12 protein-coding genes are annotated in these 11445 nt (G+C 67.6%); 3 read left to right on the top strand and 9 right to left on the bottom strand.

All coding sequences use genetic code 11. The features are described from left to right. Positions 1–91 precede the first annotated feature (91 nt). Positions 92–946 carry a carbohydrate ABC transporter permease gene (locus tag VKG64_06705; protein HKB24729.1) on the top strand — a complete coding sequence of 285 codons (855 nt, stop codon included), beginning with the start codon at positions 92–94 and terminating at the stop codon, positions 944–946. A 53-nt stretch (positions 947–999) separates the two neighbouring features. Next, on the top strand, positions 1000–1818 hold the full coding sequence (locus VKG64_06700; GenBank protein HKB24728.1) for a trypsin-like peptidase domain-containing protein: 819 nt from the start codon (positions 1000–1002) through the stop codon (positions 1816–1818). Here the strand turns inward: VKG64_06700 and VKG64_06695 are convergent. The 9 genes from VKG64_06695 to VKG64_06655 all read right to left on the bottom strand — a co-directional run bounded on the left by VKG64_06695 (position 1811) and on the right by VKG64_06655 (position 10986). Continuing rightward, complete coding sequence (locus VKG64_06695) at positions 1811–2527, bottom strand: ABC transporter ATP-binding protein (protein HKB24727.1); 717 nt, start codon at positions 2525–2527, stop codon at positions 1811–1813. The genes VKG64_06700 and VKG64_06695 overlap by 8 nt on opposite strands. Next, positions 2527–3201: an ABC transporter ATP-binding protein gene (locus VKG64_06690; protein HKB24726.1), complete on the bottom strand. Its 675-nt coding sequence runs from the start codon at positions 3199–3201 to the stop codon at positions 2527–2529. Before VKG64_06690 ends, VKG64_06695 begins: the two co-directional genes overlap by 1 nt. 71 nt (positions 3202–3272) lie before the next feature. Beyond that, positions 3273–4211: a branched-chain amino acid ABC transporter permease gene (locus tag VKG64_06685; GenBank protein ID HKB24725.1), complete on the bottom strand. Its 939-nt coding sequence runs from the start codon at positions 4209–4211 to the stop codon at positions 3273–3275. A gap of 8 nt (positions 4212–4219) precedes the next feature. Beyond that, entirely contained in the window at positions 4220–5206 is a 987-nt protein-coding gene (locus VKG64_06680; GenBank protein HKB24724.1) for a branched-chain amino acid ABC transporter permease, read from the bottom strand. Between the two features lie 14 nt (positions 5207–5220). Continuing rightward, positions 5221–6426 (bottom strand): amino acid ABC transporter substrate-binding protein, encoded by a 1206-nt coding sequence (locus tag VKG64_06675; GenBank protein ID HKB24723.1) that lies wholly within the window; start codon positions 6424–6426, stop codon positions 5221–5223. 52 nt (positions 6427–6478) lie between these two features. Then, on the bottom strand, positions 6479–7450 hold the full coding sequence (locus VKG64_06670) for an ABC transporter permease (GenBank protein HKB24722.1): 972 nt from the start codon (positions 7448–7450) through the stop codon (positions 6479–6481). 7 nt (positions 7451–7457) lie between these two features. Then, the gene (locus VKG64_06665) at positions 7458–8432 is read right to left on the bottom strand and encodes an ABC transporter permease (protein HKB24721.1); all 975 of its coding nucleotides are present in this window, start codon (positions 8430–8432) and stop codon (positions 7458–7460) included. 3 nt (positions 8433–8435) lie between these two features. After that, on the bottom strand, positions 8436–10052 hold the full coding sequence (locus VKG64_06660) for an ABC transporter substrate-binding protein (GenBank protein HKB24720.1): 1617 nt from the start codon (positions 10050–10052) through the stop codon (positions 8436–8438). Between the two features lie 76 nt (positions 10053–10128). Beyond that, positions 10129–10986: an EamA family transporter gene (locus VKG64_06655; protein ID HKB24719.1), complete on the bottom strand. Its 858-nt coding sequence runs from the start codon at positions 10984–10986 to the stop codon at positions 10129–10131. Positions 10987–11105: 119 nt separating this feature from the next. On the opposite strand from VKG64_06655, the gene VKG64_06650 reads away from it, so the two are divergent. Next, a complete protein-coding gene (locus tag VKG64_06650; protein HKB24718.1) occupies positions 11106–11417 on the top strand; it encodes a hypothetical protein in 312 nt (103 codons plus the stop codon). Positions 11418–11445 lie beyond the last annotated feature (28 nt).

Genomic DNA, 11445 nt, shown 5'->3' with positions numbered 1-11445 from the left:
CAAGACCGTTCGCGTCACGCCGGCGTGCGCGATTTGAGTTCGGCCTCGCGCCTGGAGACAATGGCCGGCACCCGCCGCGGCGGCGGCCGACATGCTGAACTCTCGGCGTCGAGCGCTCCCGGTTGTCCGGCGCGTCCTGATCTACGCGGGGCTGGCGCCGTTCCTGTTCATCGCGCTGTTCCCGGTGCTGTGGATGGTGATCACCGCGTTCAAGGACGAGCGGGATCTCTACTCCATGCGTTCGATCCCGTTCTGGTTCTACGAGCCGCCCACCCTCAAGCACTTCCACCTCCTGTTCACGCAGACCTGGTTCGGCACGTGGGTCGTCAACACGGCGCTCGTATCGATCTGCGTGGTCGCGATCACCCTGGTGACGGCGGTGCCGGCCGGCTATGCCCTCGCCCGCTTCCGCCTCCCCGGCAGCGGGGGCACCGGCATCGCGATCTTCATGACCGACCTCGTGCCGCCGATCGTCCTCTTCATCCCGCTCGCATACGTGGTGGCCAGGCTCGGGCTGTTCGACTCGTGGTGGGCTCTGGTCCTCGTCTACCCGACGCTCACGATCCCGGTCTGCGCGTGGCTCATGCTCGGCTTCTTCCGCGCCGTGCCGCCGGAGATCGAGGAGGCGGCCTGGATCGACGGGTGCGGCCTGATCGGCGGGCTGGTGCGGGTCATCGTGCCGCTGAGCGCGCCCGGGATCGCGACCACGGCCATCTTCGCCTTCACGCTGTCGATGCAGGAGTACCTCTATGCGGTGGTGCTCTCGTCTCCCGTGGATCAGAAGGTCGTCACGGTGGGGCTACCGACCATGCTCATCCGCGGAGACATCTACTTCTGGGGCGCGCTGATGGCGGGCGGGCTACTGGTCGGCGTGCCGGCGGCCCTGCTCTTCAACGTCGTCCTCGACCGGTTCATCCATGGGCTGACCGGGTCCGGAGGACCGTAGAAGATCGTATCCTGTAGCCTGGAGGGGTGATCCACTTTCGCGGAGGGGCTGACATGCGCCGAATCGCTGCGTCGCTCGTCGTCATCGGTCTTCTGATCGTTCTTCCCATCCCGCGGCCGCGTCCGCTGGCGGCTCAGGAAGAGATCAGCGCCCAGGAGATGAACCGCCTCGCGGACGCGCTCGCGGGTCGCCGCGCGGCGCGTCGCCCATCGCGGGCCCGCGGCCTGCCCGACGTCTACCAGCGCGCGGCGCGGGCCGTGCCGTTCGTGATCGCCGCGGACGGCACCGGGAGCTCGTACGTCGTCGGGATTCAGGGGACGTCCGCGCTGCTCGTCACGAATCATCACGTCGTGGAGAATCCGATCCGCCTGAACGACGACACGTTCGTGCTCGTGGTCTTCTACGACGACGAGCTCGCGAAGGAGGAGTTCGACCTCACGCGCGTGAAGGGCTGCCACGACACCGCCAGCGCGTGGTGTCGGGCGTTCCGGGGCGCGGTTCGCCGCGCCACCATCGTCGCGTCCGACGCCGGTCAGGACATCGCGGTCCTGATGGTCCGGAACGTCCCCGCGGGCGTCGAGCGCCTCCAGCACGCGCCCCTCAACAGCGTGCGCACGGGCGAGGAGGTGCTGGTCGTGGGACACCCCCTGAATCTCCTGTGGACGCTCACGACCGGGATCGTCAGCGGCGTGCGGCAGAGCTTCATCCAGACCCAGGCACCGGTGAATCCCGGCAACTCGGGCGGGCCGATGATGACGAAGGAGGGCCAGGTGCTGGGAGTGGTGACCGCCCGCCGGAAGGACGCCGAAAACATCAACCTGGCGATCCCGATCGCCCAGGTGGAGTCCTTCGTCGCGCGCGTGACTAAGTGACGCCCCCGAGGTACATGCGCCTGACCTCGGGATTCTCCAGGAGCTCCTGGCCCGTGCCCTCGAAGCGGTTCTGCCCGAGCTCCAGGACGTAGGCGCGATCGGAGATCTCGAGCGCACGCGCCGCGTTCTGCTCCACCAGCATCACCGTGAGCCCGTTCCGAGCCAGCCCCACGATCGTGTCGAACACGTCGTCGACGAAGCGTGGGGAGAGCCCGAGCGAAGGCTCGTCCAGCATCATCATCCTCGGGCGCATCATGAGGGCGCGCCCCATCGCGAGCATCTGCTGCTCGCCGCCGCTCAGCGAGCCGGCGAGCTGGCGGCGCCGCTCGCCGAGCCGGGGAAAGAGGCTGAAGACGTAGTCCATGGACGTCGCGAGCTTCGCCTTGTCCCGCTCGAGGTAGGCCCCCATCTCGAGGTTCTCGCGCACGGTCATCGGGCCGAAGACCACGCGCCCCTGCGGGACGTAGCCGAGCCCGAGGCCGAGGATCTGGTCGGGGCGCCGGCCGATCAGGCTGCGCCCGTCGAACACGATCTCGCCCCGGAGGTAGGTGATGAGCCCCATGATCACCTTGAAGGTGGTCGACTTGCCCGCGCCGTTCGGGCCGACCACCGCCACCACCTCGCCCGCGTTCACGTGGAGCGAGACGCCGTGCAGGATCTGGATCGACCCGTAGCCGGCCTCGACGTCGCGGAACTCGAGCAGCGCCATCAGCGGGCGGGCGCGGCGCGCCGGCGGCCGAAGTAGGCCTCGATGACCCGCTCGTCGCGTCGGATCTCGGCGGGCGGCCCCTCGGCGATCTTCACCCCGTAGTCCAGCACGAAGATCTGCGCGCAGTGGTTCATGATGACGTTCATGTCGTGCTCGACGATCAGGATGGTCTTGCCCTGCGCCTCGAGCCGGTGGATGTGGTCGAGCAGGTGCTGGAGGAGCGTGCGGTTCACACCGGCCGCCGGCTCGTCGAGCAGGATGAGGTCGGGATCGGTCATGAGCGCGCGGGCGAACTCGAGGAGCTTCTGCTGGCCGTAGGAGAGGCGCCCGCCGTACTCGGCGCGGAGGTGCGTGAGCCCGACGAAGGCGATCAGCTCGTCGGCCCGCGCGCGGGCGACCCGATCGGGCACGCCCGGCCCCACCACCGAGAGCATATTCTCGAGCACCGTCATCTCCCGGAAGACGCGGGTGATCTGGAAGGTCCGCGTGATGCCCTTGCGGAAGATCTGGTGGGGCTTGAGCCCGACGAGGTTCTCCCCCCGGTAGAACACGGCGCCGCCGTCCGGCGACGCGAGCCCCGTGAGCAGGTTGAACGTCGTCGTCTTGCCCGACCCGTTGGGGCCGATGAGCCCGGAGATTTTTCCCCGCGGCACGGCGAAGCTGCACCCGTCCACGGCGCGGACGCCGCCGAAGGACTTCCTGAGGTCGCGCGCCTCGAGGACGACGTCGTCCGAGCCTGGCGCCGTCAGTGGACCATCCCCTTCCTGGCCCAGCCGCGGTCGATGGCAAACCCCACGAGGCCGCGCGGCATGAAGCGCGCGACCAGGACGATGAAGAGCCCATACGCGATCAGGTGGGCGGTCGGGAAGTTCACCCACGTGAGCTCCTGCACCGTGTAGAGGATCACGGCGCCGACGATCGGGCCGATGACGGTGCCCTTGCCGCCGAGCATCGACATGAGCGCCATCGCGATCGTGATCTGCACGAAGAATACCGAGGGCGGGTCGATGTAGAGGACCTTGTAGGCCTGGATGCCGCCCGCCACAGCCGGGAACACGCCCGAGAGCGTGAAGGCCGCGAGCTTGTAGAGTGTGGTGTCGATGCCGAGCGCCTCGGCCGCCACCTCGTCCTCGCGGATCGCGTTGAGGCGCACGCCGAACCGGGAGTGCCCGATCGCGTAGGTGACCGCGATGGTGACCACCATCAGCGCGAGCATCGCATAGTACGTCGGCAGCGAGGTCTCGGCGCTCGGCAGGCTGATGCCGAGCCCGCCGTGGGTGAGACCGTCCCACACCGTGGCGACGACGCGGGTGCCCTCGGCCGCGCCGAGCATGGCGATGGCGAAGTAGGGGCCCTTGAGGCGCAGCACCGGATAGCCGAGTGCCACCGCGGCCACCGCCGCCACCAGCGCGCCCACCGCGAGCGTCGGTAGCCAGGGCCAGCCGTAGTCGGTCACGAGGATGGCGCAGGCGTAGGCGCCGATGCCGTAGAAGGCCACGTGGCCGAACGACGTGTAGCCGGTGAAGCCGCTGATGATATTCCAGGAGAGCGCGAGGACAACGTACATCATGGTGAAGAGCGCGAACGAGCGCAGGTACACGCTGAGCATGGGGGGCAGGAACCCGAGGGCGAGCCCGAGGGCGCCGAGGAGGGCCAGGTTCCGCGCGTGCTCGTGCCGCCCCATCGCGCCGCTCAGTCCTCCCGCAGGCCCATGAGCCCGGCCGGCCGGATCAGCAGGACGAAGATCATCAGGCCGTAGGAGGCCAGCTCGACCATCGCGGTGCCGTTGGGAACCATGAGGGACACGAGGTTCTCGAGCACCGCCAGCATGAGCCCGCCGATGAGCGCGCCCACGTAGTTCCCGCGCCCGCCGAGGATGATGATGGCGAAGGCCTGCAGCGTGTACACGACGCCGGTCTCGGGGTTGAACCCGAACTGGATGGACACGAGCGCCCCGCCCGCGGCGGCCAGCGCCACGGCCAGGCCGGTCGTGAGCAGGTAGACCCGCCGCACGTTGATCCCGCACACCATCGCCACCTCGGCGTTCACGGCGGTGGCGCGGACGGCCTTGCCCAGCCGGCTCTGCTGGAGGAACACGTAGACCGCGGCCGTGATGACCAGCGCCATCACGAAGCTGATCACCCGGTTCTGGCCGACGGCGATGGTGGAGGTGAGCTGGACCGTGCCCGGGGCGTAGGGGATCGTGCGGAAATCCGTGGTGAAGACGAGCTCCACGGTGTAGATCATCACGAGCCCGAGCCCGAAGGTGATCAGGAGCCCCGTGAGCTCGGGCTGCCCGACGACTGCGTCGAGCAGGAGCTTCTGCATCGCCAGCCCAAACAGGAACGCGACGGGCAGCGTGAGGACGATGGACAGGAGCGGGTCCACGCCCAGGTAGAAGAAGCAGACCCACGTGAGGTAGGCGCCCAGCATCACCATCTCGCCGTGGGCGGCATTGATGATGCGCATCACGCCGAAGATCAGCGTGAGCCCCACCGCGAACATCGCGTAGACGCCGCCCTGCATGACGCCGGCGATGACGACGGTGGCCAGGTTCGCCAGCCAGCGCTCGTCGAACCGGACGGTGCCGGCCCAGGCGCCCACGACGAACGGCAGCGCGTACGCGCAGACCAGGAACGCCGCCAGCAAGTAGAGCCGCCGGACCTCGGACCGCTCCACGCGCTAGGTCGGGTCTACCGCTTGCTCCACTCCGGCATCGGCAGCTCCGCCTTGGTCTCGGCCCACTTCTCGGGCCAGACGACCCGGCGCTGCCCGCGGAGGATCTGGAAGGTGATGCCCTCGTGGGAGTTCATGCCCCTGGCGTCCACCTTGTAGTGGCCGAAGATCGTCTGCACGTCGATCGTGGCCATGGCGTCGCGGAGCTTCTCGCTGTCGAAGCCGCCCGCCTTCCGGACAGCGGCCTCGGTGACCTGGAGCGCGCCGTAGGCGGCCCCGGCGTGGTAGTTGGGCTTCTCGCCGTAACGCTTCTCGTACCGCTCGATGAACTCCTTCATGCCCGTATAGCCGAGCACGGCGGGGAGCGGCTCCCACAGGCTGAAGCCCAGGATGTAGTCGGCGGTGGCGCCGAGCTGCTCGGGGAAGTTCGGCAGCGCCGGCCCCACGGTGCTCGAGAAGAGCTTGAAGTTCAGGTTCAGCTCGCGCATCTGGCGGAGCTGGGCCGCGGCGTCGGCGAAGTAGCTGTTGGAGAAGATCGCCTCGGCGCCCGCGGCCTTGATCTTCTCGAGCAGCGCGGTGAAGTCGGTCTGCTTCGGCGGATAGTTCTCGTCGAGGACGACCTCGAGGCCGAGCTTCTTCGCCCAGTCCTTGACGCCCTTGCCCGACTGGCGGGGGAAGAGGCTGTCCTGGCCGATGACGGCGATCCGCTTCACGCCGATCTGCCTCGCGAGGTGGACCGCCCCCTTCTGGAAGTCCTCGGCGACGGCCACGATGTTGAAGATGTACCGCCGCCCCTTTTCCCAGATCGTGCTCGCGGAGGCGCCGTACGCGACGAGCGGCATCTTGTAGCGCTCGGTCACGTTGGAGACGGCCTCGGTGATGCCGCTCGAGTACGGGCAGAGCACCAGGTCGACTTTGTCATCGGTGATGAGCTTCTCGTAGAGCTTGATCGCCGTCTGCGTGTCGGACTTGTCGTCGAGCAGGCGCAGCACGATCTTGTGACCGAGCAGGCCGCCGCGGGCGTTGACGTCGTCCACCCACAGCTTGATCGAGTTGACGTTCCGGCCGGCGGGCTCGGCGTACTGTCCCGTCATGGAGATCGCGCCGCCGATGAGCACCTCGTTGTTCGGGCGGTGGTGCGCCCAGGCGGGGCCGGCGCCGGCGCCGAGCACGAGGAGCGTCACGAGGGCCCAGGGGAGCATCCGAATTGCCGTTATCGTCATCTGCGGTCTCCCGTCGTTCGGGTTGTCTTTCGGTCGAGGGGTGGAGCCGAAGCTACTTGAGTCGAGGATCGAGCGCATCGCGGAGGCCGTCACCGAAGAGGTTGAAGCCGAGCACGGTGACGAAGATGGCGAGCCCGGGAAAGAGCGACAGCCAGGCGTTGTCCTGGATGAAGGCCACGTTGGCCTTGAGGTCCCAGCCCCAGCTCGGCGTGGGCGGCTGGGTCCCGAGGCCGAGGAAGGACAGCGTGGCCTCCACGATGATCGACGTGGCGATGCCGAGCGTCGTCGTCACGATGATGGGCGCCAGGCAGTTCGGGAGGACGTGGCGGAAGAGGATCCAGGGATCCCGCACGCCGAGCGCGCGGCACGCCTCGATGTACTCCTTCTCCTTGACGGAGAGCACGCTGCCGCGGACGAGGCGCGCGTAGATCGGGATTCGCACGATGGCGATAGCGCCCGTCACCTTGATGGTGCCGAGCAGCCCCGCCGTCGGCGCGAAGATGACCATGAGGATGATGGCCAGGAGGTAGATCGGGAACGCGAGGATGAGATCCATCACCCGCATGATGCCGGTGTCCACTCGGCCGCCGTAGTACCCGGCGATCATCCCGAACGGCACGCCGACGAAGAGCGCGAGCAGCACCGACGACACGCCCACGAGCAGCGAGATCCGGCTGCCGTGAATGGCACGGCTCAGCATGTCGCGCCCGAGCTGGTCGGTGCCGAGCGGGTAATCCCAGCTCGGGCGCTGGAAGGTGCGAGTCTGGTCGCTGGTGATCGGGCTCCTGGGCGCCAGGACGTCTGCGAAGATCGCCACCACCAGCAGGGCGCCGACGATTCCCGCGCCCACGAGCGCGGTCGTGCTGCGCCGGAGCCTGCGCAGCCCCTGCGCCAGCGGTGATTCCGCAGGTTTCGCGCGCGCCGGCCAGGCGACTCCGGTGGCCACCCGGAGGTCGGCCTCGCCCAGGCTTCCTCCGCTGATCGGCCGGGGCTTCGTCCGGAGCGCGTCGCCACCGTCGGCCATGGTCTCCTCAGGCGTACCGGATGCGAGGATCCAGGAACGTGTAGGTCAGATCGACGATCAGGTTCATGACGACGAACGCGACGGCAGTGATGAGAGCGAAGCCCTGCACCTGCTGGTAGTCGCGCGCGATGATGGCGTCGATGCCGAAGGTGCCGAGCCCGGGCATGGCGAAGAGGGTCTCCACCACGATCGCGCCCCCGATGAGGAAGCCGACCTGGAGCCCCATCACGGTCACGGTCGGGATGAGGGCGTTCTTCAGCGCGTGCTTGAACACGACACTCCGCTCGCCCACGCCCTTGGCGCGGGCGGTCGTGACGTACTCCGTCCGGATGACCTCGAGCATGCTGGCGCGGAGCAGCCGCGTGAGGATGGCGGCGCGCCCCACGCCGAGCGCGAGCGCGGGCATGAGGACGTGCTGCAAGTTGCCCCAGAGGCTCACCCCGCACACCATCATGGGGCAGGTCCCGGGCAGGTACACCCAGCCCGAGCTGGGCAGCAGCCCGCCCAGGCCGATGGAGAAGACCAGCAGGAGCAGGACACCGATGAAGAACTCGGGAATGGAGACCCCGATCATGGCCGTCGTCGTCGCGGTGTAGTCGGCCCAGGTGTTCTGGCGCAGGGCGCCGATGATCGCGGCGGGGATCGCGATCGCTAGCGCCACGCCCATCGAGAGGACGATCAGCTCGAGCGTGACCGGCAAGCGGACCAGCACGTCGTGGAGCACGGGACGCCCGCTGAGGATCGAGATGCCCCAGTCCCCCCGAACGAGCTTGCCGAGCCAGATGGAGTACTGGACCACGATCGGTTTGTTCAGGCCGTATTCTTCGCGCACCTTGATCGCGTCCTCCTCGGTGTAGGCGTCGCCGAGCAGGACCACGACCGGGTCGCCGGGGACCGACTGCATCATCACGAACACCACGAGGGTGATCATGAGGACGGTCGGCACGATCTGGAGCAGACGCTTCAGGACGTAGCTGCGCATCGACTACTTGTCCAACCAGACCTTTTTGTAGTGAACCTTGAACTCGGCCTGGTAGACGTAGCCCTTCATCCACGGCTGCGCGATCTGGTAGAACGGCGAGCCGGAGATGGTGTTCCAGTAGAGTTTGTCGGCGGAGAACTCCTGGAACTCCCTGGCGATGGCCTTGCGCTTCGCCTGGTCCATCTCGCGCGCGTAGCGGGTGTAGTACTCGTCGACCTTGGGGTCCGTGTGACGCGAGTGGTTCCAGGCCGCGGTGGTGGTCGACAGGTAGGTGTTCTGGTCCACCGTCAAGAGGGACGCGAGATCTTCGACGTACATGTCGAACGGGCCGTCCTGCGTGGTCGTGGTCAACCAGCTGGGCTTGTCAACGAGCCGGATGTTCGCGGTCACGCCGATCCGCGCCATCTGCTCCTTGATCACCGTGACGATCACGTTGAACACAGACTTCTCGGTGTTGGTCAGTAGCTCGAAGGTCAGCGGCTTCTGCGGTCCGTAGCCGGCCTCGGCCAGCAGCGTTTTCGCGCGGGCCGGGTCGTAGGGGCACATGGGGGTGACGTCGACGGTGTCCAGCGTGCCCGGCGGGATGATCCCGAGCCACGGCGTGGCGTGTCCCTTGAAGGCGATCTTGACGATCTCCTTGCGGTCGATGCCGTAGCACGCGACGGCCTTGCGCACCCGGAGATCGTTGAAGATCGGATGCGGCGCGCGATCCTTCGACATGGGCTTCCCATCAGCCGGCACCGTGACCTTCATCATCGCGACCATCGGTGTCGTCTCTTTCCCGGTCATGATTTGGGCGCGCGGGTTCTGCGCCCTGAGGATGTCGACGTGATCGGCCGAGAAGTCGGCGATGAAGTCGATCTCGCCGGCCTTGAACGCGGCCATCTGCGTGACGGGATCCTTGATCACGCGGATCACGACGCGATCCAAGTAGGGGACTCCCGGTTCGAAGTATTTGTCGAAGCGGTCCATGACGAGATGGACTCCCTTCACCCACTCGACGAGCCTGAAGGGCCCGCATCCGACGACCGCCTCGGGCTTCCCGGCCCTCCGCTCCTCGGCCGTGTACTTCTGCGTCGCGGCGGGCGAGTAAAGCACGAGCCCCATCCGGTACGCGGCCAGCATGTGCATCATGAACGCGTACGGATGCTTGAGTCGGATCTGCACGGTATACGGATCGAGCACCTCGACCGAATGCACCGCCTCGTAGAACGTCCGCATGCTGGATCTGGTCGCGGGGTCCATGATGCGGTCGATGTTGAACTTGACGACGGCGGCGTCGACCTGGGTGCCGTCGTGGAAGAGAACGTTCTTCTTGAGCTTGAACGTGTAGAGGAGAGCGTCGGGCGAGATCTGCCACGATTCGGCGGCGTCGGGGACGAACTTGCCGTCGGGGGTGATACTGATCAGCCCACAGCCGACGTTCGTCGCGACCCAGATCATTTCGTAGCCCGGCACGGTGTGGAAGTCGAGACCCAAGATCTCGTTGCCGTAGGCGACCCGAAGCGTGCCGCCGCGCTTCGGCGTTTGCGCGGCGGAGAGGTCCGCCACCAGGAGAGTCAGGGAGAGCAGCGCGATCGAACCGAGCGTGAGGGCAAGCGAGGGACGCTTACGACTCATGATCGTCTCTCCTCCCTTGGTTTCGAACGAAGGATGCCACACTTTACAAGACATTCCACTTGTCAACAAGCGGTTATCAGCGCCCGGAGAGCGCCGTGATGAGGCACACGCCGAGGACGATCAGGAGCGTTCCCAGGATCACCCGGCCGCTGAGCGTCTCGAGGCCTCGGAGGAAGAGGGGCGACAGGAGGAGGACGAAGATCGGCGCCACCCCGTAGAGCGGAGCGACGACGCTCACCGAGCCCACGCTGAGCGCCACGACGTTCATGAACACCGCGCCGTTCTCCGCGACGCCCGCGGCCACGAAGTGAGCGAGGCTCCGGCCGCGACAGGCGATGGCGTCGCGTCGCCCCGCGGCCAGCAGGAACGCGCTGAAGGCGACCAGGGCCGTGGTCACGTTGATCGCCGAGCCCGTCACCGGGCCCATCTGACTCAGGCCGAGCTTTCGGAGGACCGCCACCACGCCGAAGCACGCGGCCGAGAGCAGGGGCAGCGCGAGCTGCCACGGACGGAACCCGAGGCGCCTGCCGCCGAGGGAGAGCAGGACCGTGCCCACGACGATCACCACCGTGCCCGCCACGATCGGCGCGGTGACGCGTTCGCCGAGCAGCAGGATGGCCAGGCCGGAGGCGACGAGGGGGTGCAAGTTGATGACGGCCGCGGCGATCGAGGCGCCGACCTTCTCGATGCTGACGAATCTGGAAAGCCGGCCGCCGACCGTGCCGATCAGGCCGGCGAGGACGAAGAAGGCGATCCCCGCGGGAGCCATGTGGCCCAGCCCGCCGGTGAGGAGAACACCGACCCAGAGGCCCGCGGTGCCGACCACGAGGTTGATCCAGACGCCCGTGTACGGGTCGCTCCCGCGGAGGCCCTGCCGGACGAAGATCGTCGCGGCTGCCGAGCTGAGCGCGGCGCTGAGCGCGAGGACGTGCACCAAGTGTGGCATCGGGGGCCGAGGGAGGAGCCTAGCACGGACGCGGAGAGCTACGTCAGGCGGCGGAGCGCCTCCGCGGTCGCCTCGTCGGCGGGAAAGAAGCACTCGACCCGAAGCTCATGGAGCGTGATGTCGTAGGGCGTCCCGAGGCTCGCGAGGATCGTGAAGAAGCTGAAGCGGACGTCCCCCTTCCGGAGCTCGATGGCGAGGAACGGCGCCGTCGAGGCGTCGAGGTCGAGCGTCCGCCACCGGCGCGGGACGTCGGGATAGGAGAGGAGCTCGTCGAGCAGGCGGCGGGTCTCGGCGTCGCCGGTGCGCAGCAGGTCGCGGTGGAGCCACTGGATGAAGGCCGCGGCCGTCGCGTCCCAGTTGACGATGAAGGGCCGCAGTCCCTGCGGGTGGTACGAGAGCCGCTGAATCTGATTTCGTGACTGGACTTGGCTGGTCCTCTACTATTCC

Source organism: Candidatus Methylomirabilota bacterium (assembly GCA_035260325.1).
In the GTDB taxonomy this organism is placed as follows: Bacteria; Methylomirabilota; Methylomirabilia; order Rokubacteriales; family CSP1-6; genus AR19.
The sequence above is the reverse complement of the archived record's forward strand: the minus strand, read 5'-3'. Positions and strand labels throughout refer to the sequence as shown.